17 protein-coding genes and 4 pseudogenes are annotated in these 23,890 nt (G+C 35.5%); 10 read left to right on the top strand and 11 right to left on the bottom strand.

Annotated elements, in window-relative coordinates; translation table 11 throughout:
• The first annotated feature begins 209 nt into the window (after positions 1-209).
• Both OOK97_RS03350 and recJ read left to right on the top strand, forming a co-directional pair.
• Entirely contained in the window at positions 210-446 is a 237-nt protein-coding gene (locus tag OOK97_RS03350; RefSeq protein ID WP_223823092.1) for a hypothetical protein, read from the top strand.
• A 60-nt stretch (positions 447-506) separates the two neighbouring features.
• Positions 507-2,246: a single-stranded-DNA-specific exonuclease RecJ gene (gene recJ / locus OOK97_RS03345; RefSeq protein ID WP_264705619.1), complete on the top strand. Its 1,740-nt coding sequence runs from the start codon at positions 507-509 to the stop codon at positions 2,244-2,246.
• A 54-nt stretch (positions 2,247-2,300) separates the two neighbouring features.
• Here the strand turns inward: recJ and OOK97_RS03340 are convergent.
• Both OOK97_RS03340 and ygfZ read right to left on the bottom strand, forming a co-directional pair.
• A pseudogene (locus OOK97_RS03340) lies at positions 2,301-2,558 on the bottom strand (IS256 family transposase); the annotation flags it as partial.
• 225 nt (positions 2,559-2,783) lie between these two features.
• Positions 2,784-3,590, bottom strand: coding sequence for a CAF17-like 4Fe-4S cluster assembly/insertion protein YgfZ (gene ygfZ / locus OOK97_RS03335; RefSeq protein WP_264705618.1), 807 nt, complete (start codon positions 3,588-3,590; stop codon positions 2,784-2,786).
• Positions 3,591-3,776: 186 nt separating this feature from the next.
• Here ygfZ and OOK97_RS03330 point away from each other — a divergent pair, with 186 nt between their 5' ends.
• Positions 3,777-4,058: a co-chaperone GroES gene (locus tag OOK97_RS03330; RefSeq protein ID WP_173862895.1), complete on the top strand. Its 282-nt coding sequence runs from the start codon at positions 3,777-3,779 to the stop codon at positions 4,056-4,058.
• Between the two features lie 100 nt (positions 4,059-4,158).
• The gene (gene groL / locus OOK97_RS03325; RefSeq protein ID WP_155968879.1) at positions 4,159-5,808 is read left to right on the top strand and encodes a chaperonin GroEL; all 1,650 of its coding nucleotides are present in this window, start codon (positions 4,159-4,161) and stop codon (positions 5,806-5,808) included.
• 182 nt (positions 5,809-5,990) lie between these two features.
• Here the strand turns inward: groL and OOK97_RS03320 are convergent, their stop codons facing one another.
• From OOK97_RS03320 to OOK97_RS07600, 7 genes and pseudogenes are all read right to left on the bottom strand, one after another.
• Positions 5,991-6,134 (bottom strand): hypothetical protein, encoded by a 144-nt coding sequence (locus OOK97_RS03320; protein ID WP_264705617.1) that lies wholly within the window; start codon positions 6,132-6,134, stop codon positions 5,991-5,993.
• Between the two features lie 235 nt (positions 6,135-6,369).
• Entirely contained in the window at positions 6,370-9,486 is a 3,117-nt protein-coding gene (locus OOK97_RS03315) for a DUF3971 domain-containing protein (RefSeq protein WP_264705616.1), read from the bottom strand.
• Positions 9,479-9,916, bottom strand: coding sequence for a ribonuclease HI (rnhA, locus tag OOK97_RS03310; RefSeq protein ID WP_151807582.1), 438 nt, complete (start codon positions 9,914-9,916; stop codon positions 9,479-9,481). Before rnhA ends, OOK97_RS03315 begins: the two co-directional genes overlap by 8 nt.
• Positions 9,917-10,091: 175 nt before the next feature.
• A complete protein-coding gene (locus OOK97_RS03305) occupies positions 10,092-10,979 on the bottom strand; it encodes a heme o synthase (protein ID WP_264705615.1) in 888 nt (295 codons plus the stop codon).
• A 1-nt stretch (position 10,980) separates the two neighbouring features.
• Positions 10,981-12,531 carry a cytochrome c oxidase subunit I gene (ctaD, locus tag OOK97_RS03300; protein ID WP_253303143.1) on the bottom strand — a complete coding sequence of 517 codons (1,551 nt, stop codon included), beginning with the start codon at positions 12,529-12,531 and terminating at the stop codon, positions 10,981-10,983.
• A gap of 15 nt (positions 12,532-12,546) precedes the next feature.
• On the bottom strand, positions 12,547-13,311 hold the full coding sequence (gene coxB, locus OOK97_RS03295; protein ID WP_182320018.1) for a cytochrome c oxidase subunit II: 765 nt from the start codon (positions 13,309-13,311) through the stop codon (positions 12,547-12,549).
• Positions 13,312-14,638: 1,327 nt separating this feature from the next.
• Positions 14,639-15,731, bottom strand: a pseudogene (locus tag OOK97_RS07600) (IS3 family transposase).
• A gap of 572 nt (positions 15,732-16,303) precedes the next feature.
• On the opposite strand from OOK97_RS07600, the pseudogene OOK97_RS07280 reads away from it, so the two are divergent.
• The 5 genes and pseudogenes from OOK97_RS07280 to OOK97_RS03255 all read left to right on the top strand — a co-directional run.
• Positions 16,304-16,549: pseudogene (locus tag OOK97_RS07280) on the top strand (PD-(D/E)XK nuclease family transposase); the annotation flags it as partial.
• Positions 16,550-17,246: 697 nt separating this feature from the next.
• Positions 17,247-17,495, top strand: a complete 249-nt coding sequence (locus OOK97_RS03270) for a reverse transcriptase N-terminal domain-containing protein (RefSeq protein ID WP_264705007.1) — start codon at positions 17,247-17,249, stop codon at positions 17,493-17,495.
• Positions 17,401-18,699 (top strand): group II intron reverse transcriptase/maturase, encoded by a 1,299-nt coding sequence (gene ltrA / locus OOK97_RS03265; RefSeq protein WP_319803573.1) that lies wholly within the window; start codon positions 17,401-17,403, stop codon positions 18,697-18,699. Before OOK97_RS03270 ends, ltrA begins: the two co-directional genes overlap by 95 nt.
• Positions 18,696-19,497 (top strand): annotated as a pseudogene (locus tag OOK97_RS03260) (Rpn family recombination-promoting nuclease/putative transposase). The gene ltrA and the pseudogene OOK97_RS03260 overlap by 4 nt, the downstream one beginning before the upstream one ends.
• Positions 19,498-19,738: 241 nt before the next feature.
• On the top strand, positions 19,739-19,903 hold the full coding sequence (locus OOK97_RS03255; RefSeq protein ID WP_264705613.1) for a hypothetical protein: 165 nt from the start codon (positions 19,739-19,741) through the stop codon (positions 19,901-19,903).
• Between the two features lie 100 nt (positions 19,904-20,003).
• Here the strand turns inward: OOK97_RS03255 and murB are convergent, their stop codons facing one another.
• The gene (gene murB / locus OOK97_RS03250; RefSeq protein WP_264705612.1) at positions 20,004-20,891 is read right to left on the bottom strand and encodes a UDP-N-acetylmuramate dehydrogenase; all 888 of its coding nucleotides are present in this window, start codon (positions 20,889-20,891) and stop codon (positions 20,004-20,006) included.
• Positions 20,882-21,760, bottom strand: a complete 879-nt coding sequence (gene hemC, locus OOK97_RS03245) for a hydroxymethylbilane synthase (protein WP_264705655.1) — start codon at positions 21,758-21,760, stop codon at positions 20,882-20,884. The genes murB and hemC overlap by 10 nt, the downstream gene beginning before the upstream one ends.
• Positions 21,761-22,697: 937 nt before the next feature.
• On the opposite strand from hemC, the gene odhB reads away from it, so the two are divergent.
• Positions 22,698-23,870, top strand: a complete 1,173-nt coding sequence (odhB, locus tag OOK97_RS03240) for a 2-oxoglutarate dehydrogenase complex dihydrolipoyllysine-residue succinyltransferase (RefSeq protein WP_264705611.1) — start codon at positions 22,698-22,700, stop codon at positions 23,868-23,870.
• The last annotated feature ends 20 nt before the right edge of the window (positions 23,871-23,890 follow it).

Here is a 23,890-nt window from a genome sequence, read left to right as displayed (position 1 = left end):
AAATGGATAGTGAATAACTAGCTACCCTAGGGTTTCTTTTGCCTTTTTTTCTGTTTAGTAAATTTCTTAACGTTTGTAATTTAGATTAGTTGCGGCTTAAAAGCAACTAAATCGCGGTTATTAAGCGTTTAGAATAAAAAAACGCCATACTTGAAAGTATAATGTAAGTAATTAGCCAACCACGGGGCTTCTTTTGCCTTTTTTTTCATTTGGTAAATTTTTTAATATTTATACGGAAGGTAGCGCGTGACGCTGGAACCCCAAAAAAAGGAGGCACTGGAACGACAAAGTGGAGTGTCTGCTTCTGTCATCCTATGATAGCTAAAAAGACCTGGTCACGCGCTGGAATGACACCGAAGGGGCTACTGCCCTCTTGGATGGAAACCAGTGTCAGCTACTTAGATGATACCTTTTTTCTACTTAGTTTAGGTTATGCAGAAGTCTAATACAATTATAGAACAAGCTTAAAAATTCTGGTAAAGTAGTTTTATTTACAAAGAAAGAATATGCTACTTGAAATTGAAAAGCGCAGCATAACAAATGCATTGTGGAAGTTGCAAGAAGCAGATCAAAGGCAAATCTTAACTCTTACACAGAGATTTGAGTTACCAGAAATATTAGCAAGAATATTGGTTACTCGTGGTGTTAACATAGAAAATGCAAGCGACTTCTTATATCCACTAATCAGATCGCTATTACCAGATCCCTTTCACCTTCTTGATATGGATAAAGCTGTTTCTCGTATAATACGGGCAATAAAAAATGATGAAAACCTTGCAATATTTGGTGACTATGATGTTGATGGTGCAACGTCGTCAGCATTGATTAACAGGTACCTAAGAGCAATCGATATACACTCTATAATCTACATTCCAGATCGTGTTGATGAGGGCTATGGATTAAACACAGATGCTTTATTACAACTTAAAAAGAATGGAATTGATTTATGTATTTCCGTTGATTGTGGTACGCTTGCATATCAACCAATAGAAGATGCAAAGGCTTTTGGTCTTGATATTATAGTTGTTGACCATCACCTTGGTACGGAAAAATTACCAAGCGCCGTAGCAGTTGTGAATCCAAACCGCCTTGATGAGAGCTCTCCTTATCATAACCTAGCAGCAGTTGGAGTGTCATTTCTGCTAATTGTTGCTCTTAATAAAAGCCTACGTGAGCAAGGATTTTTTACCAACAAAAAAGAACCAGATTTATTTGATCTGTTGGATTTGGTTGCCCTGGGAACTGTCTGTGATGTTATGCAGATCACAGGCCTCAATAGAGCACTTGTCTCACAAGGATTAAAAGTTATGTCAACAAGAAAAAACGTTGGCTTGCGTGTTTTATTTGATGCTTTGGGAATCCTTGAAAAACCAAGTGTTTCTCGATTAGGGTTTAGTATTGGGCCATGCATAAATGCTGGAGGAAGAATTGGAGAAGCATCGCTTGGTGCAAGGTTGCTTTCCACCGATGATGATGAAGAGGCACATTCAATCGCGCTAAAATTAATAGATTTGAATAATGCAAGAAAAGTGTTAGAAAATGAGGCTCTCTTGGAAGCTACAGCACAAGCGGAAAAGTCTGCCCAATCAGGTGCGAATTTTATAATGATAAGTGGCAATTGGCACCAGGGAATAATTGGTATAATTGCATCAAGGCTAAAGGAGCAGTTTCACTTGCCAACAGTAGTGATATCTTTAAATAATGGAATAGGAAAAGCAAGCTGTAGATCAATTTTGGGAGTTGATATCGGTGCTGCAGTCCTTTCCGCAAAGTTTATAAATTTGATTATTGAAGGTGGTGGCCATAGTATGGCGGCAGGATTTTCAATTAAAGAAGACAAAATAAATGATTTGCATGATTTTTTTACTGAAAGATTTTCAAACTCTATAAATGAGAAAACTTTAAAAGCTGATAGTATAGTAACTGCTAAAGCAATAAATTTGTCTTTATGGAATCAATTGCAACGCTTGGGACCATTTGGAGTTGGAAATCCTGAACCAAGGTTTATTATCCAAGGAGCAAAGATAAGAAAGCCTGAAGTTATAGGAGTTGACCATATAAAATGTTTTATTGCTGATGATAATGTTATGGTAAGAGCTATTGCATTTCGTTCTGCAAATACTCATCTTGGCTCTGCTATCATGCAGGGTAATGTTAAAGCTATTTTGGGTAAAATCTCTATGAATTACTGGAATGGCAATGAATTTGTACAATTTTTAATAGAAGATGTATTGACCATTAGTTGAGTATATCTGTTCAGCAGAGTGACAAAATAGGTAGACAAGATAAACCAAAAAATCAAGAAGAAGTGAGTGTGCACTTGTCCGTAAAGTCTTTCCATTTCTCCCATTTCTTCGATTATTCTCTTCACTTTCAGCTAATAAGTGATTTTCTATTTCACCTTCCAAACTTGCCTCCAGCAGCTTTTTTATAAGTGGTGTAAATGCTCCATCCCTTCCTGTTAATGGTCTGCCTTCCCTTATTGATGACAGTATATTTGCTTCCAGTTCTTTGTAATCTACCAAACCGGTAGTTCTGTTTACTACTTTCTGACTCATTGTCAAACCTCCATTTTTTTATATCAATTTATTACTTTTTTTTCGGTTTGACACACTTTTTTGAACATTCCCGGAAATGCAGAAAAAAAATGTTCAACATTATATCAGGAGTCCTTGTCGTTTTAATCTGCACAGATTGCGAAGTTAAATGAAATAGCTTCACTGTTATGATAAGGGTGCTGGCGAAGGGTGTCAAGCAAGTTTTTCGTTTCTATATGTGCTACCTTAAGACTTCAACGTCTTAACGCACTTGACCCCACCAGCATATAAATTTGCATGGCTCTTTCCAGTATTAAGCAATGCAAATCCAATGTTGTCTACACTAGAGCGCAGTTCCCCTATTTCCTCATTATTTTCATTTGTAACTTTAGTGCCAATATCTGGAAGTGCGTTATCTCCCTCAACAAGGTAAAGTTTTCTTCTGAATATTTCTTGTCTGCTCATTCGATTTACGACTTCCTGACCTATATAACACCCCTTATTAAAGCTTATACCGTTTACTTTATCGATTAAAAATTGCAGCGGAAATGATGAATTCTGCACCATATCTTTCGCTCCATCTGGAACGAGATTTTGAATTCTGACTTTTTCATACTGAGTAAAATCCCCAACCGGCTCTTTTATTTCATCTTTATGTATGATCCTCATTCCTAGCAGCTTGTGCCTTGGATCTTGAAAAATAACTTGTGACTTACTACTACACTCCGCCAACTTAGTATTAAACAAAACCCCAACCTTATATAGTGCACTAACGTCTTTAATCTTTACCCTCAAATAAGTTTTAAGTAAATCTAGTTTCTCGATTATTTGCTGCAAGTGTATGTTTTCGCACTCCAAGAAGGTGTATTTACCATATTCAATAAGAAAAAAATCATATAGATATTTCCCTTGAGGGCTAAGCAATAAAGAGTAAATGGCTTTTTGGCTATCCAACTTATTAATATCATTGGTTATAATACCCTGCAGAAAATCTCTAGTGTCAGGCCCATATAGCACTATCACACCACGACTTAAAAATGGTATATAACTCATGAAATCTCTATAAATAAATCTAAATTTTATTATATAACATTAGGCTCTTTTAGAAACTGCTTTTGGCGTGCATATTTTATAATGGCGTGCATATTTTACAAGCTCCAGCCCTTGAAATCTAACTTACGAGTATATATATATAAACTTATAAGTTAATTTGTTGATGAGGAAAAACAAATGTCAAGTATAAGTTTAAATGTATTAGATGATAGCGTGCTGATCAAGCCTATTAGCGAAGAAAAGCAAGGTGGAATTGTGCTTCCATCAAGTGCTGAAAAGAAACCTACTAAAGGTGAAGTTATAGCAATTGGTGAAGGTTCACGCAATTCAAGTGGCGAACGCGTAACTTTAACTGTGAAAGCTGGTGATAAAGTGTTCTATCGCCAATGGGCTGGTACAGAAATAGAACATAATAATGAGAAGCTTATCGTGATGAAGGAATCCGATATACTTGCTGTCATTAAGTAGCAGTCTTTATTTTACTAAACTGAAACAAAGCGCAACATAGCGCATTGTAAATGGTTTTATTATAGTTTTCTAAATTTTTTATTAACAAGAGGTGATAAAAATGACTAATGTAGTAGTATCAGGTGAGCAGTTGCAAGAAGCCTTTCGTGAAGTCGCAGCAATAGTGGATTCAACGGTAGCAATAACTGCGGGACCTAGAGGAAAAACAGTAGGGATTAATAAGCCCTATGGAGCACCAGAAATTACAAAAGATGGTTATAAGGTGATGAAGGGTATCAAGCCTGAAAAACCATTAAACGCTGTAATAGCAAGCATCTTTGCACAAAGTTGTTCTCAATGTAACGATAAAGTTGGTGATGGTACAACAACGTGCTCAATACTAACTAGCAACATGATAATGGAAGCTTCAAAATCAATTGCTGCTGGAAACGATCGTGTTGGTATTAAAAACGGAATACAGAAGGCAAAAGATGTAATATTAAAGGAAATTGCGTCAATGTCTCGTACAATTTCTCTAGAGAAAATAGACGAAGTGGCACAAGTTGCAATAATCTCTGCAAATGGTGATAAGGATATAGGTAATAGTATCGCTGATTCCGTGAAAAAAGTTGGAAAAGAGGGTGTAATAACTGTTGAAGAGAGTAAAGGTTCAAAAGAGTTAGAAGTTGAGCTGACTACTGGCATGCAATTTGATCGCGGTTATCTCTCTCCGTATTTTATTACAAATAATGAAAAAATGATCGTGGAGCTTGATAATCCTTATCTATTAATTACAGAGAAAAAATTAAATATTATTCAACCTTTACTTCCTATTCTTGAAGCTATTGTTAAATCTGGTAAACCTTTGGTTATTATTGCAGAGGATATCGAAGGTGAAGCATTAAGCACTTTAGTTATCAATAAATTGCGTGGTGGTTTAAAAGTTGCTGCAGTAAAAGCTCCAGGTTTTGGTGACAGAAGAAAGGAGATGCTCGAAGACATAGCAACTTTAACTGGTGCTAAGTACGTCATAAAAGATGAACTTGGAATCAAGATGGAAGATCTCACGCTTGATGATCTTGGTACGGCTAAAAATGTTAAAATTACTAAAGATAATACCACAGTTGTCAGCGAAAATAGCGATTCTGACAGTGTGAAAGCTAGAATCGAGCAGATTAAATCTCAAATTGAAACTTCAACTTCTGATTATGATAAAGAAAAGCTAAGAGAACGTTTAGCGAAATTATCAGGTGGCGTTGCTGTGCTCAAAGTTGGTGGAGCAACTGAAGTGGAAGTTAAAGAACGTAGAGATAGAGTCGAAGATGCGCTGCATGCAACAAGAGCTGCAATTGAAGAAGGTATAGTTCCAGGTGGTGGGGTTGCGCTTCTTTATGCTTCATCTGTTCTCGACAAATTAAAAGGTGCAAGTGACGAGGAACAAATAGGCATAAACATTATCAAGAAAGTTCTCAGTGCTCCAATTAGAAGGTTAGTCAAAAATGCTGGTCTTGAATCTGCTGTTATAATTGACTATTTGATTAAGCAGAATGATAAAGAGCTTATATACAACGTTGAGGCTATGAATTATGCTAATGCGTTTACAGCTGGTGTGATTGATCCAGCAAAAGTGGTGCGTATTGCTTTTGAAACAGCGGTATCTGTTGCGAGTGTGCTGATAACTACTGAATCTATGATAGTTGATGTACCAAGCAAAGAAAATGCTTCATCTCCTATGGGTGCAGGAGAAATGAGTGGCATGGGTGGATTCTAAGTAGAATGAAACCGTGGAGCAATTGCTCCACGGTAGTTCCAAAAAATCTCACATTTTACTATTCGTTAAAGGTAATACGTTTGGTGCAGAAATGCACTACTGTTTGCATCCGTTTCACTCCTTTATATTGTGGTTGTCTAATAACAAAAGGCAGCATAAGAAAACTATAACCCCTAGTATATTTATACTATAGCTGACCCAAGCAACACGTCATACCGCGATTCATTCCACAACTGTACGAACATTACAATATGGCACATAGTAAACGATGTCATGAAAGTAGCTGACACTGGAATGACACCCTTTTGGATGGAAACCAGTGTCACGCACTGGCATGACACCCATTTGTTCCTATAGTTGTCTTTTCTCGTCTACCTTATTTTGCCACTCTGCTGAACAGATACAATTTACAACCACCCCCCTACCCTTTTTAGTTGTTCAGCAAATATAGAGAGGTTAAAGGGAGTGGTATTACTTAAACAACTAAATAAAAAATCAGGTAGATCATTCTGAAATTCTTGCATTTTTGTCCATAATTTTGTTAAATAACTTCCCTTTTGGTCATATCGAACCAAATTTCTTTTTCACACCACCTTTTAAGCCACTTTCGTTAGTTTTTGTCATAATGCGATCAAACACTCCCAATAACCTCTTTAATAGGTTTGGAGTTAGCGAAGAGATAAGATCAACAGATACGTTATTGTTTTTGTCATCACCACTTGCTTTATAGTCTATTGAAACGATTCCCCTACTTTTCCCACCAGTAAGAAGTTTTCCAATTATAGGAATTTTTAACAAAGATTTATTAATTGAATATGCTGGTATTACTTGTCCTGCAACCTGGAATTTATAATTTCTAATATCGAGCTTACCACCAGTGCTAATACCTAACTCCGCCCCTTCAAGCCAAGATTCTTCAATTTCAATAGTGCCATCTTTGTATGAAAAAGGTGCATTACATTTGTAAAAGTATACACCTTCATTTTTTATGGCATTTACAATGCCAGGCAATGAAGACATCGACAATAAAGTAGTAAGTAGTGGAGCATCTTTGATGTAGAAATTGCTAATGGATAACGTACCATAATGTTCTCCACTTTCTCTCTGAGGAGAGAGATAAAAAGACAATTTGCCGTTTTTAATTGATTTACTAATGCCTAAGGAACGCAAAAGCATACCTGAATTATCCGCATATATTTCGAGCCCTATTCCACTGTATTCTGCTAGTATGTTGCTGCTATCTTCCAGAAACTGCCCTGTAAATTGACTTCCATTGCAATTACCTTTAGTACAGGTTACATTCAGCTTAGCATTTTTGATAACGATGCCTTCTTTCATAATTACATTGTCAACATTCATACTAATCTCTATATCTTTATTTAATCCATTACTGTTTTTGCCAAGCAAGCCTAAAATATCACTTAAGTTAATTTCCTCACCATAAATAGTTATGGCATTTTTCTCCTTACCTGATTCAATTTCTATACTAAAATCATTATCAGGCAATTTAAAGCTACTAGAATTTAAATATAAATTTCCATTTTCTACTCTTCCGCTGAATTTTATATCTAGGTCATTTCCTACAATGTCTAATTTATCTACTAACAATTCACCTGCTCCTTTTAACCTTGTAGAAAACAAAATTTTATTGTGATCTTCAAAGCGATTTTTCCACCCTAAGTAGCTTGAATGTGATTCAAATTCTGATAAATCTATATCACCATTAACATACCCCGTCTTATCTTGATTTATCACTGACTCTAAATTTGCACTGACATAGCCACTATCAAAATTAAATATTTGAGCAGGTAAATCTCCGGTCAAATTCCAGGCGAAACTTTCATTCCTATTGCTACTTTTCAGGTCAAATAATAGCTGTGTGTTATTCACCATACCACTACCATTTAAATCTATAAAGTCACTGCCAAAACTAAGCTTAACATCATATTTACCAAGACTTGCATTATAGACGGCCAAATTGTCAATTTCGGAATGAAAATTGGCCGAAAAATCTACTTTTTTGTCATCAGCATTTAGATTAAAAATGCGAAAATTAAATACGGATTTTGCCATTCCACTTACTTTATCCCTTTCAACCTTCACCACATCATCCAGCTTAAATTTTATAGGCTCATATAAACCATAAGCATCACTTACAGCTTGGCCATTAATGGTTAGAACTGAATTTTCCTTATTGAGAGATTTCATTGCAATATCACCACCATTAACAGTGAAATTCTGAAACTTAGCGCTATTTACAGTAATTTCAAGATCGTTATTCTTGATGATCAAATCACCCTTTAATTCCTTTACTTGCTCAAAATCTTCATCAAATTTTACGCTACCGTTTTCTATATCAGCAACAATTACAATGTCTGACAGATCGTCATCAACCAAATTGTTAATTTTGCCATTGAAACTTACAATGGTATTTAAAACATCCCCTTCGATATTATCACAATACCAGCTTTTAAATTTACTATTTACTACACTATCTGGTATATAAGTACATAAATCCTTTGCAGCAAACTTACTAATATTAATTCTAAGCAAAGCATGACTTGTACTAAAGTTCATTTTGCCTATTAAAGAGAGATACGTGTCATTTAACTTAAAATGGAAGTTTTTTACACTAATAATTCCATTACTATATGTTAAATTTATATTTACATTAGTTAAGGCCAAATTTTTGTTCAAATAATTTTCTGTATTTAATACGTATATATTTCCATCTACAATTTCATCCTTTTTATTAATTTTCACTGAGAAGCTTCCTTCGAATCCTATATTTTTGTCCAAATTGTAGCTTTTAACTAATGTAGAAAACTTGCTCAATAGTCCCAATTTTAGATCATAAAATGTCCCGTACACATTTAGCAAATTGTTGCGATTTTTTATCGTAATTGATAAATCATCCAAAAATCCCTTTCCATCTTTTGTATTCACATGAATATCTAAAACATTAAAATCTTCCCCCTTCCCTATATATAATTTATCAATAAAAAATTCATCTTCTGTGCTTTTATCAATAGCGATGTTAGTAAATTCAATTTTTGAATCCGCATTTAAGTCAAAAAAAAATTCCCTTATTGTTTTTAATAGATTTTTTGCACTGCTTTCTGTCATCTTGAAATTCTTCCCTGTCATCCCAGTATCTTTTTTTCCTGTCATCCCAGTGCTTGACACTGGGATCCAGGTTTCTTTTTTTCTAGATTCCAGCGTCACGCGCTGGAATGACACCGAAGGAAGGCGGTTATTACTTAAATAATGATTATCCAAAAGGTCTAATGAGTTTTGCGGATTAACATTAGTTTCTTCTCTCTTGATATATACATGCACATTATCAGCTGAAACCTGAGAGAGATTTGTGCTAGCTTTAAATAAGGAACTTAACTTAAAATGTACAAAAAGCTCAGGAACTTTTATAGTAAAATTAGGATTTGCTATTGCCAAATCTGTAATGACTAAATACGGATCTTTACTACCTTTCTGCCAAACAACTGAGGTATTCTCCATATTAACGCTTGAGCCAACAAATATCTTTGATATTTTATGTTTAACATAAAAATTAATATAATTAATATTGATTTCTAAAGGACTCTCACCCTTAAAAAAGACAAATAAGCAGAATACAAACAATAGAACTATGGAAAGTGATATAGTGATTTTTTTAAGCATCGATTATTGCTTTTCTTGCTAAACTATCAGCCTCCTCATTATACTTATCGCCACTGTGTGCTTTAACCCACTTCCAATCAATTTCGTGTTGTGAAGCAACGTTGTCTAGCTCTTTCCACAATTCCATATTTTTTACTGATTTTTTATTACTTGTTTTCCAGCCATTCATTTTCCACTTATTTATCCATTCTGTTATGCCATGCTTAACATAAAGACTATCCGTATATAAATTAATATTACAAGAAAATTTCAATACTTTCAGCCCATTGATCACCGCTGTTAACTCCATTTTATTGTTTGTGGTATTTTCTTCTCTACCATAAATGTCTTTTCTGTAATCTTGAAATAATATGATAGCTGCCCATCCTCCCGCTCCAGGATTACCAGAACACGCCCCATCCGTATATATTGTCACTTCTTTTTTACTCATCTTTGTTTATATCGGTTAACAAAGTATATAGTTGCTTCTATGAAAGCACAATTTCTAAAGGTAGTTTAAGCTGCACCTTTAAATTTTATTATAGAAACAAAAAAAAGTGTGACAACGAGCATTACCAAAAGGAAAAGGAAAAAATAGTTTTTATGTTTCTGCCGTTCTTTCATAACTAAAATAAATCAATAGAACAAAAAATAATACTGGCGAATAGGGAAAATAGATAAGAAATTGAATAAGAAAACATTTTTTTCTGTGAGCTGTGGTTCTTGAATCTGAGAATTGATATAGCGTACCAAATAAAAACGCACCCTTCAAAGGTTGCCATGCTTAGATAAAGTAAAGCCTTTTTCAAAAATAGAGCTGGAAGCAAGCTAGTTAGCACCAGCAACACACTATAAATTAATATATATTTTCTTGTTTTCTTCGGACCATAAACAATATTGAACATTGGAATCGATGCCTTTACATAGTCTTCAGACTTATTTAAAGATAGGGCCCAAAAGTGTGGTGGAGTCCACATAAAAATTACTAAAAATAAAATGAAACTTTCCCAACTGACAGAATTAGTCACAGCTGCCCAGCCAATCATTGGAGGGAAAGCACCTGCTGCACCACCGATAACGATATTCTGCGGAGTGCGTCTTTTGAGCCAGATCGTATATACAAAAACGTAAAACAATATGCTGATTGCAAGTAAAGCAGCAGAAATATAGTTTACTGCTATTGCCATGATAAATACTGACAATATTCCAAGAGTTATACCAAATTCAAGCGCGCTTTCTGCAGAAACTCTACCTGAAGGTATAGGGCGGTTTTTTGTCCTTTCCATGAGCAGATCTATGTCTTTGTCATACCACATATTTATAGCACCTGCAGATCCTGAGCCAAGAGCAACACATATAAGAGATATTAGTGCTAGAAAAGGGTGCATACTACCTGGTGCAGTAACCATACCAGCAACTGCAGTAAATACCACAAGATACATTATCCTTGGCTTCAGCAAACGCCAAAAATCCAGTATTGTTGATTCAACATTTAGCAAAACACTTGTGTACATTCTATTTTACCACTGGTGGCTTTTCGAAAGTATGAAAAGGCGGTGGTGAAGATACCGTCCATTCCAAGGTGTCACCTTCCCAAGGATTATCTCCAGCTTTCTTGCCCCATTTAAAGAGATGTATAACTATAAACACAAAAAACATAACTGAAACAAAGGACATATACGAACCAATTGAGGATATATAATTCCAAGGGATAAACGCATCAGGATAATCAGGTATACGCCTTGGCATACCAGCTAATCCTAAGAAATGTTGAGGTAAAAAAGTGATATTGGTGCTAATAAAAGTAAGCCAAAAGTGGATTTGACCTAAGCGCTCATTATATTGTTTACCCGACATTTTACCAATCCAATAATAAAAGCCAGCAAAAGCTCCAAATAATGCAGCAAGTGACATGACATAATGGAAGTGAGCAACAACATAATAGGTGTCGTGCAGGAGCTTATCTATTCCACCATGAGAAAGAATTATTCCCGTTATGCCACCGCCAACAAACATAAAAATAAAACCTAGTGCAAATAGCATAGGGGTCTTAAACTCAATTGCTCCGCCCCACATAGTTGCAATCCAACTAAAGACTTTTACACCAGTTATAACACCGATAAAAATTGTGGTAGTGCTAAAAAATGCAGCAGCGTCAGCACTAAGCCCAACAGTGAACATATGATGAGCCCAAACCATAAAGCCAAATACTGCTATACCTATCATTGCATAAACCATCCCTATGTAACCAAATACAGGTCTGTGAGAAAAAGTTGATACAACCTGACTTATGATGCCAAATGCAGGAAAAATAATTACGTAAACTTCTGGATGACCAAAAAACCAAAATAGATGTTGAAATAACACAGGATCGCCACCACCGGCAGGATCAAAAAAGGAAGTGCCAATATTGCGATCAGTAAGAAGCATAGTTATAGCACCGGCAAGCACTGGTAAAGCAACAATCAACATAAATGCTGTTAGCAAGACAGACCAAACAAACAGTGGCATCTTAGTTAATGACATGCCTTTTGCGCGCATGTTAAATATAGTAACTATAAAGTTGATCGCCCCAACAATTGACGACATACCAGCAACATGAAGTGCAAGTATAGCAAGGTCAACTCCTGCACTTGGATGGGACATTACCTGTGATAAAGGTGGATATAAAGTCCAACCTGTACCTGGACCTTCACCAATAAACACTGAGAGAATGAGCAAAATAAAAGATGACACTAATAACCAAAAACTTAAATTATTCATACGAGGAAATGCCATATCTGGTGCGCCAATCATGAGAGGTACAAACCAATTACCAAATCCTCCCATTAAGGCTGGCATTATCATAAAAAACACCATTATCAACGCATGCCCTGTAACCATTACGTTATATAATTGATAATTATTGTTAAGTATATTAATGTGCATTAGCTGAGTGCGAATAATCACCGATAATAATCCACCAATAATTCCAGCTAATATGGAAAAAATAATGTACAGTGTCCCTATGTCTTTATGATTAGTGGAAAACAACCAACGCTTTATGCCCTTTGGTACGTCACTCATATCTATACTCCAAATTTAACTCACTAATTTTCTATTTTCAATCCACTTATTAAAATCTTCTTTGCTTACTGCTTCAACAACAATTGGCATAAATCCATGGCCTTGACCACACAATTCGTAGCACTGCCCGTAATAAACACCAGGCTTTTTGATATTAAACCACGCCTCATTCAGCCTACCTGGTATCGCATCAATTTTTACACCAAAAGCCGGTACTCCCCAGCTGTGTATCACATCTCCTGCTGTAACTTGTAAACGAACGTTAGCATTAACGGGTAAAATGATGTTGTTATCAACAGAGAATAGCTTTAAATCTCCTTCGATAAAGTCTTCTTTTCCCTTAATATAACTATCAAATGACACACCTTGATATTCTGGATATTGGTAGCTCCAATACCATTGATGGCCAATAACTTTTAGTGTTATGTCAGCTTTCGGTATTTCTTCCTGTAGCTTCAGTAATTTAGCGTTTTCAAAGGCTAATATTCCAACAATGATAGTTGGTATAACAAACCAAATAATTTCTAAAGGAACACTATGGGTAGTTTTACTTATGTTTGTTACTTTGCTTTTACGAAAGCGAAACGCTATATAAGCAAGCAGCGCCCACACAAAAAGCATTATTGTAACCATCACAAGCATCACAAACGAATGTGACCTAACTACAGCCTCCATTACTTCAGTTGCAGGAGCAGGAAATCCAAATTGCCAGGAAGTAGGAGCAGAGGCAACAGATATATTTGAGTAAAATATTATCAATAGTGCAAATAACTTCACCATATCTTTTGTTTGCTATAAAACTAAATGATATACTGTATAATAGTATATATAAACTTACTATGCAAATAGAGATTAGTGATGGTTAATAATTTTTTAGCATTCAACAAGTATAATAGTACAATACTAATTTGAGGAAAAAAGCATTTACATAAATCTATTGTAAGTAAAAATATTATAATATTTTAAATTAAGTATTTACTTTAAGTAAATTCTATAATAAGTTTAATAGTGTCTGTTACTGCTAATAACCCTCTAGCCTCACACCTAAAAGCAGTAACAGACACTATTAAACTTTATGATAAGTTTATGATTTGCAAGATCAAAATCTTGCAAGTGTCTTTATTTCATTATACATTGCAGTTTGTTAATTAACTTTTAATGCCTATGGTGGCATTTACAGCTTGGACCAAAGGTTTATGTATTATAGAAAATAATTATAAAAAAAACACACTATTTGTATACCATACAAACTTTTTTTATTCTGCATAGCTGAGTTACTAGATTCTGTAAACGAAATCTTTAGAGAAGCCAAATGGGCAAAGTTTCATGAAGGTCTTTGGCATCTCTTAGCATAGATCCCTTACTTAACCATCATACCGCGATTCATTCGCAGTATCTCAAAGCATAGATCCCGCTAACACGTAGCGGGATGACGATTGTCAGGCTAGCTGTCATCCCAGTGTCAAGCACTGGGATGACAAGGTATAAACCTTATCGTCATGCCGCCACAAACCGTCATACCGCGATTCATTCGCGGTATCTCTAGATCCCGCTAACACGTAGCGGGATGACGATTGTCGTTTAGCCATAAACATTAAGAAATTTACCAAATAAAAAAAAGGCAAAAGAAGCCCTGGGGTTATTATCCGCTTTAAAATATTGGCGTTTTTTATGTTTTAAACGCTTGACAAGCGAAATTCAGCTGCTTTTAATTGCAACTAACCTACGCTGCAAATGTTTAAGAAATTTACTAAGCAGAAAAAAAGACAAAGAATCCCCGAGTTAGCTAGTCTTTTACTATCTCTGTCGAGTATTGGCATTTTTTGATGTCTTGTAACGCTTTATAAGCGCGTTTCGGCTTATATAGGTAAAAACCCAGAAATTTTTAAAGACATGCGATGCACGTAGTGCGAAAAATTAAACATGAGACGCCAAATACCCTAAGTTTGACTCGCGACATAATGTTGAACATTTTTTTTTGCATTTCCAGAGCAAGTTCTTGAAACCTAAACATTATATGTACATCATCATGATCAATTCTAATGCATCTAACTAATGCTATGATGACCTTACCCAGAAAAAGTGGAGAGAAAGTTTGGAATGTTTTTTACAAAAAGAATGATGCATCAAATTGTTCTGGAATGCAATAGTTAATAGTGACGTTGTTTGTTATAAAAAATTTCTATATATTCAAATATAGCAGTTTTGATATGCTGTTTAGAGTGCCGAGAGGTGTCTATTGGTAACTCCCTTTTTAGAGAACTGAAGAAGCTTTCCACAACAGAATTGTCGTAACAACAACCTTTATGACTCATCTATGTTTTTTATGGATAAGAGATATTGATAACCTTGCGAAGTATATTGTGAACCTTGATCACTATGTAATAGTAGATTTTTGGCAGGTTTACGCTTGTTAACGGCCATTAATAAAGAGTTCATAACCAATTGTTTATTTATTGCACTACTCATTAACTACCATACGTGAGAATTATTGCTGCCAAATATAGCCATCCCTCCTTGGTTTTGATGTAAGTAATCCCATACTTTATTTGGTTGATCAACAATAAAGTTTTGATCTAGTATATTGGGAGCTACAGCTCTATTATCTGTTTGTTGTTTTTTAATTTTAAACTTTCTTTTCAGTATAGCCCTGATGTCATTTTTCTGCATAATACTTTGCACTGTTTTTAAGTTGCAACTTTTACCCAAAGCCTTTAATTCAGCATGAATTTTAGGAGCTCCATATCTACATTTAGAAGCTTGATATATTTTTTGAATATCTGCTAATAACTCTTTATTTGCTGATTCTCTACTGCTTATTTTCCTTGTAGTCCACTTATAGTAGCCACTAGCAGAAAACCCTACATAATTCCTGCACTTTATAGTGTTTACTATGCTCTTTTATGAAAAAATATTTTACTCTTTTTGACTGGCCAGGGCTTTTTTTAAAATGTCTCTTTCTCTTGTTACTTTTGCTAACTCTTTCTGTAAATCAAATCTCTCTTTGTCATAAGGTGCTACATCTGGAAATGCATTTGCCGCTGACTTTTTTCGTTATATTTCTTCATCCATTTTCCTAATACACTATCCCTTATTCCTAGATCTCTTGCTACTTTTGCAACTGGTTGACCTACCTTTCTTTGTTCATTTGCCAGCTTAACAGCTTCCAATTTGAATTCTGCCGTATATTCTCTTGCCATTTCTAATCCTCCAAAATTTTATTTTACCCAAAAAAACTCTTTTCTTTCTCTCCACTTTTTCTGGGTAAGGTCACTATTTCTTTTTTACGATCTTTACTTTTATTCTTATTGTTCATATAATATACCCTTCACTAATAATAAATTATTTTTAAATGTTTACTGTTATTTTCTTAGCAGTATTGGCATAAAGCCATAGCTTTTGGGTGAAGTCAAATCAAATTTTCAATTTTTTTTTGTTTATTTTTTTATGAAAAGGTAGAAGATATTAATAGCTGCTAATTTCTTTAAACGATGTTGTCGTAGATTCGTATTTTTATACACCAAAAAGGGTATCTTTGATGTCTCCTACAGCTCCAAACTCATAGTATCCATTTGCCGGCCTTCTAAGGCATGTTACAGAGGTGATTGTAAAAAGATATACAAAAGACGTCTAAAGTAGAGAATGCTATTCTAAGCCCACCTCTGAAGGTCGTTTTTTTCATCAACACTCTTGAATCTTACCTAAAAATAAAAACGTTGAATATTTCTTCAGAATTGTGTATAATTATTAATGCTTTTTAGGTTGATTTCTTATGACTTTTTCTAAGTTTCTTGATCCCAAAAATGATGTATCATTTAAGCGTATCTTCGGTACTGAAAAAAATAAAGATATCCTTATTCACTTTCTCAATGATATTCTTGGCTTTACTGGTAAAAATGAAATAAAGGATATAGAGTTTTTAAGTACTATTCAAGACCCTGATATCGCCGCTAAAAAGCAAAGTATTGTTGATGTTCTCTGTAGAGATTCTACAGGTGCTCAATACATTTGCGAGATGGTGCGACCTGAAAGTCTTCGGTCATATTGTTTAAAAGGAGAGGAATTCCTTCAGAAAGAAACTGAAAGAATCCTAAAACTTATTAAACCAGATGTTTTGCCATCTGAGTCTACGCATCAGTGCGAATTGGGTAACCAGTTGGTGCCGAGCGACGCGGACAATGAACCTCCTCTTGATAAAGAAGATGCTCAATCGTGAGAGAAAGCATAAACTACAAGCATCATGTGGTTGGAGGGCTAGGCTTAGTGGTATGGTGAACGTAAGTGAAGCTTCATAAGTATCGTAACGATTAAAGAGCTAAAGATGCTGATAAGCTCCGACCAAAAGGTAATGTGACATTTTTCATTTCTGGATGTACGCAAATCACCGGTATAGAGAAGCCACCTAACCCACTGTTGTATGATAGAAGGAACAGGGTAAGCCTGTATTTTCGCCTATATGGCAGGCAATCCGCAAGGAATGCTGATGGATGTGCAGGTAAAGGATAATGGAGAAAGCGAATGCCATTTTGTAACGAAATGGATAGAATTTGTAACATTAATTCGCGTGAAAACGAGCAGACCTCCATTTGGTCCCTCATGACAAGAAACTTTGTTAACCACTTAAGGTAGGAAAGCAGATGATTACAAGTACAACTGTAAGTGCACCTACCAATAACTCCGAAGCATGACCCTGGAAGAAATGCCAAAAAGTTGTTATGAGGCTACAGAGGCGTATTGTTAAGGCTGTCCAACAAGGCAGATGGGGTAAGGTGAAAACTTTACAACATCTTCTCACACGCTCTTTTAGCGGCAAAGCTTTGGCGGTTAAGAGAGTAACTGAAAACCAAGACAGCAGGTGTAGATCGTCAAATATGGTCAACTTGCAACACAAAATTTCAAGGAATAAAGCTATTAAAACAAAGAGGATACAAACCTTCTCCGCTAAAACGGATATACATCAGTAAGTCTAATGGCAAAAGAAGACCTCTTGGAATCCCTACGATAAAAGATAGAGCCATGCAAGCATTATACTTGTTTGCTTTGGAACCGATAGCTGAAACGATCAGTGATCGTCACTCTTATGGCTTTAGACCAAAAAGATCCTGCGCAGACGCTACTGTGGCTTGTCACTTGTTACTGGCAAGCCGTAACCAACTACAATGGATACTCGAAGGTGATATTAAAGGGTGTTTTGATAACATTAACCATGAATGGCTCATGAAGCATATTCCTATGGAGAAGAAAATTCTTCATAGCTGGTTAAAAGCTGGCTTCCTAGAATCAAAAACTCTGTATTCCACAACTGCAGGTACCCCACAAGGTAGTATCATCTCTCCAATACTAGCAAATCTAGCCCTAAATGGACTTGAAAAATCATTGGAAAGTCAATTTGGTAAACTTGGCAGTAAAAGAAGAAGCAAAATCAGAAGTGGAGTAAATGTAATCAGGTACGCAGATGACTTTATCATTTCAGGAATCACACGTGAAGTACTGGAAAATGAAGTAAAACCTCTAGTATCGTCCTTTCTTCAGGAGAGAGGTCTTATCCTTTCCGAAGAGAAAACAAAAATTATATCTATTACAACAGGGTTTGACTTTCTTGGTTGTAATGTACGCAGGTATAATAAGAAGTTAATTATAAAACCTTCAAAAGAAAGTATTAAGAAACTTCTTAATAAAGCACGTACATTGATAAAGGCAAACATAGCGAACACTCAGGCCGTACTAATCAAGTTGCTCAATTCCCTATTAAGGGGATGGGGAAATTACTACAGCCATGTGTGTGCGAAAAGAGCTTTTAACAAAATAGACCATGAAATTATGTGTGCTCTATGGAAATGGGCAAAGAAAAGACATCCTCGTAAAGGATTACGTTGGATAAAGAATCGTTACTTCAAGGTAATGAAACAACGTCAATGGGTCTTTGCTGCACCCATATGCAAGAACAAACCGAAAGAGATAAGGTATTTAAGACTGCTTAGGTTGATTGATATACCTATCAGACGACATGTTAAAATCAGGGCGGATGCAAATCCACTTGACTTAAAATGGAAAAAGTATTTTGATGAAAGAGTGAAACAAACAAAAATGTTAGCAAGCTCTTTCTCAAGAGAAGGTTCTCTACTGTTGGTGTCACCATTAAGAATGATGTTTTCTGAGGAATCATGAAGGACAAGCCGGTTCGAGAAAAGAAGGACTTAGATAAGGGGCTCAAGCGTAGTGTGGGGAAACCTGCATGCTGCGTTTCTAAGGGAGGGAGTAGTAGCAATACTACTTCCTTACCTAACCAGCTTACTCGCGATAAAGGCTTCGAAAAACGAGCTCAATTATATGCTGCTAAGGCTTACTCAAGGCAAGCTGATAAATCTGGTAAGTACATTGATTTAAAGAAGGTTTTCTTTATTGCTATCTCTAATTGTAATTTATTTCCTGATAAGCTTGATCAGCCACACTATAAGAGATGAGAAAACCAATGAGCATGACTTAAAAGATTTTCAATTTGTATTTATTGAACTACCTAAATTTCCTAAGAATAAGGAAGAACAGCTAGAAAGCATAGTGGATCGTTGGTTATTTTTCTTCAAATATGCAGATGAAACTACGGAAGAAGACTTAAGGAAAATAGCAGAAAAAGCACCAATAATAAAGTTAGCCTACGATGAATTAGACAGGTTTAGCTGGAATGAAAAAGATTTAGTAGCTTATGAAGAAAGAATAATGGATCTACGCAAAGAAGAAGCCATTCTTGAATACAGACTTGATCTTGCTACTGAAAAAGGCATCCAAATTGGCGAAGAAAGAGGCATCAAAATCGGTAAAGAGGAAGGGAAAATTGAAGGAAAAATCGAAGGAAAAATCGAAGTCGCAAAAGCAATGCTGGCTAACAATGTTGATGTCAACACTATTGTCAAATTTACTGGCCTTTCTATTAGTGAGATTGAAGAATTAAGTGTGAACGGTTACTAATTAAGAACTTTAATTATCAATCATAAATCACTGAATTTCGCTAGTAAATTTGTTGCCATTGTCCATATTGCACAATTGTATATAAGATATAGTATAACAATAGTGTCCGTTCAGCTAATACCAATTCCCACTGCACAATAAACGGATAGATAACAATGGAAAAAAAGCCATACTATTGCCTTTCTTTCTCACTCCACAATTAAATATAGCTCTTTTTACAATAATCCGAACAGACCGTAATATGCTACTGGCCTGCTATAGCCATAAACACATATCTTATCGCATTCGGACTATTATAAGAAAGGCTATAACTCTACAATATCGCTTATTTGATTCACTAATAATGAGAATTGGTATAACTTTGCTATTTTTCTCTCTAGATTCTTGCAAAGTTCTACAAGATTAACCACATTACCTCACGGTTTCTCTATGATTATTTTTTTAGATTACTTGTTTACCTTATTTGCCGTTCTCCTGAACGAATATACATAAGCTATAAAAACTATCTAATAGCTACCCAAAACCCTTATTTCCCACTCAAGTTCAACATTAAATTTATCCTTTACTGCATCTTTTACTTTGTTGCCAAGGTTTTCCAAGTCAGATGCAGTTGCATTATCGTAATTGAGCAAGAAGTTACAATGTTTCTTAGAGATTCTAGCTCCACCAATATTTAACCCTAGGCAGCCAGATTTATCAATTAACTCCCATGCTCGGTAGTTTTTTGGATTTTTGAATATGCACCCAGCAGTTTTTCCTCTTATTGGCTGGCTTTTATTTTTCCTCTCAATAACTTCCTTTAACCTTTGCAGTATAAGCTCATACTCTGAGTTTACTCCTTTAAACTCAGCTTCAACAAAAATCCAATTTCCTTTTAGGCTATGTCCACGGTAAAAATACCCCATTTCTTCGCTGGAGAACTCATATAGGTTTCCATCCTCTAGATTCACTGCTTTTATGGATTGTACAACACTTGCGATATCACTACCATATGCACCTGCATTCATTTCTATTCCGCCACCAACTGTTCCTGGAATTCCAACTAGAAACTCGAGTCCACTAATTTGTTGCTCTCCTGCAAAGTAAGCAAGGTTCCTGAGCAGCGCAGCACCACCTGCAACAATAGAGTTGTTACCTTTACTTTTTATATATGAAAATTCTTTACCCAATTTTACTGTTATTCCTCGAATGCCACTATCTCGCACTATTATGTTGGATGTTGCACCAATAACGCTAATTGGCAGTTCAGTATTTTTAATCAAGTATGTTAAATCTTCAATATCACATGGTTTAAATAACACATCAGCTCGTCCACCGACGTTTAACCACGTCGCTTTAGACATTAAGACGTCATAACGATAGATTCCACGTACTTTAGGTAAGCCTATAAGCATTTTGATTTCAACTCTAATCCTGCATCCATACCCATTTCTTCTGCATCTTCTATAAATGAAGTGCGCTCAGTAAAGTATATATCTTTTTCATTTGCTAACATACAACGAAGATGTAGCATATTTTCGCTCACATATTCAGCCAAAGCTGCAAGTGGTGTGAAACACGAACCATTCACTGTTTTCATAAAACTGCGCTCTGATTTCACTCTTATAAAAGACATATTATTATTAATTTTCTCTAAAAGATCGATAATTTTTACATCATTCCTTCTACATTGAATACAAACCGCCCCCTGCCCCACTGCACTTAACATAACTTTTTGTGGCAATACCTCTGTAATTAAGTGATGTTTTTCTAATCTTATGAGTCCAGCTTCAGCTAAAATTATTCCATCAAAACTTTGATTTTGCAATCTAGTTGTTACATTTCCACGTAACGGTACTATATTTAAATCTGGTCTAAAATTTAGTAACTGAACTTTTCTTCTTATTGCAGAAGTGGCAATAATAGCCTGTTGTGGCAAAGACTCAAGGCTATTGTGTTTATGAGAAATAAACGCATCGCATGGACTTAGCCTTTCTAAAACACAAGGAATTGTTAAACCCCCTGAGAAAAACGCAGGCACATCCTTTAGCGAATGAACTGCCATATCTACATTATTTTCAAGCAATTCAGCCTCAATTTCTTTAATGAATAATCCTTTACCTCCTATTTCAGCAAGATTTGCGTTTGCATACTTATCTCCAGAAGTTTTTATTTTAACAATTTCAATAGATAAGTTAGGAAAAGAGTCCAGCAACTTTTGTTTTGCTTCCAAAGTCTGGGCAACTGCAAGCTTGCTTCCTCTGGTGCCTATTTTGACTAGCATGTGTACGATTGTTTGTCTGATGTCATTCAAGTAGCTAACTACTTGGATCCAGTTTATATAAACCTTTGCATTTATTGTACTTTAACTTAAAACCAAAAGCAACTTTGACTTTACAAAATAATAACCTTTTATATGCATAAATAAGCTTACTGGATTCTAGTACTTGCATGACAAGGTATAAACCTTATCGTCATACCACCGCGAACCGTCATACCGTCACGGTATCTCTAGATCCCGCTAACACGTAGCGGGATGACGAATTATTTAACCGTCATACCGCGATTCATTCGCGGTATCTCTAGATCCCGCTAACAAGCAGCGGGATGACGGTTGTCGTTTAGCTATAAATATTAAAAAATTTACCAAACGAAAAAAAAGGCAAAAGAAGCCCCGTGGTTGGCTAATTACTTACATTATACTTTCAAGTATGGCGTTTTTTTATTCTAAACGCTTAATAACCTCGATTTAGCTGCTTTTTAATGCAACTAACCTTTAGTTATAAATGTTTAAGAAATTTACTAAACAGAAAAAAAGGCAAAAGAAACCCTAGGGTAGCTAGTTATTCACTATCCATTTTTTAAATCGGCGTTTTTTGATGTTTTAAATGCTTTATAAGCGCATTTCAGCTTATATTAGGTAAAAACCTAGAAATTTTATAAAGACATAAGGTGCACATAGTGCAAAAAATTAAACATGGGACGCCAGATACGTGAGTTTTTTTGTCATTTAATCTGTACAGAGAAGATAAATAAATAGCTTCAGTTTCATGATAAGGGGACTAGCGGAGTTTGTCAAGGAATTTTTATGGCTGCGCTGGAATGACATTTGGGAGTTGTGGTCCACTTCTAAATGATAAGAGCCTCAATGAATTTATTAGTTTATTACATGTCTCTTTTCATGTATAAATCTATAGAAAGTTTTATACGGAAGTTGTTTTATGAGCAAAATTATAGAAATCAGAGCACCAAAAACTCTTGGTGGTGAATCAGTTACAGAAGGTATAGTAAAAATAAAGAAGGGTATTGGAGAAGCAGTAAAAGTAGATGACTTGATCTTTGAAATTGAAACTGACAAAACAGCACTCGAATTAACTGCAGAAGCTTCAGGGCAAATAACTGAATTTCTTATAAAAGAAGATGATGTAATAAGTCCTGATCAATTGTTAGCAAAGCTTTCCATGGGAGAAGTAAAAGAGGAAGCGAGAAAAGAAGATAAAAGCGAAAGTGCTGCTAAAAAAGATGCTCCATCAGCTCGTAAAATTATGGAAGAAAATGCAATCAGTGCAGAAAGCGTCAAAGGAACTGGCATGGGAGGCAGAATAACAAAAGCAGATGTGATAGGCCATATGAACAAAGCTGAACAACCTCCAATAAAACAATATGAATTGCCAAAAAGTGTAGTAAATGGAAAGCAAAGAGAGGAACGAGTAAAAATGAGCAAAATAAGGCAAGTAATTGCCGCTCGTTTGAAAGCATCGCAAAATACTGCTGCAATACTGACCACGTTCAATGAAATTGACATGAAAAATGTCATGGATCTAAGAGCAAAATATAAGGACGCCTTTGAAAAAAAATATGGAATAAAACTTGGTTTTATGTCGTTTTTTATAAAGGCAGCGGTGCAAGCATTGAAAGAAATTGCTGAAATTAACGCTGAAATCTCAGGCGATGAAATCATATATAAACATTACTATGACGTAGGTGTTGCTGTTGGCACCGATAAAGGTCTTGTTGTACCAGTTATTCGGGGTGCCGATCAGATGTCATTTGCAGAAATTGAGTTGACTTTAGTTGCTCTTGGCAAAAAAGCTCGTGAGGGTAAATTACAAGTATCAGAAATGGAAGGTGCAACATTTACCATCTCAAACGGTGGAGTATACGGTTCACTTCTTTCCACTCCGATAATAAACCCTCCGCAATCTGGAATACTTGGAATGCATTCAATACAAAACAGGCCAGTTGCTGTTGGTAATGCAGTAGAAATCAGACCTATGATGTACATTGCTCTCTCTTACGATCACAGAATAGTTGACGGCAAAGGAGCAGTAACTTTCCTCGTTAAAATAAAAAATTATATAGAAGATCCAAATAGATTAGTTTTGGAAGTGTAGCTCAAATGAGTTGTTGTTAG

Origin of the sequence: Wolbachia endosymbiont (group A) of Gymnosoma rotundatum, from assembly GCF_947250765.1 — a bacterium.
In the GTDB taxonomy this organism is placed as follows: domain Bacteria; phylum Pseudomonadota; class Alphaproteobacteria; order Rickettsiales; family Anaplasmataceae; genus Wolbachia; species Wolbachia pipientis.
The sequence above is the reverse complement of the archived record's forward strand: the minus strand, read 5'-3'. Positions and strand labels throughout refer to the sequence as shown.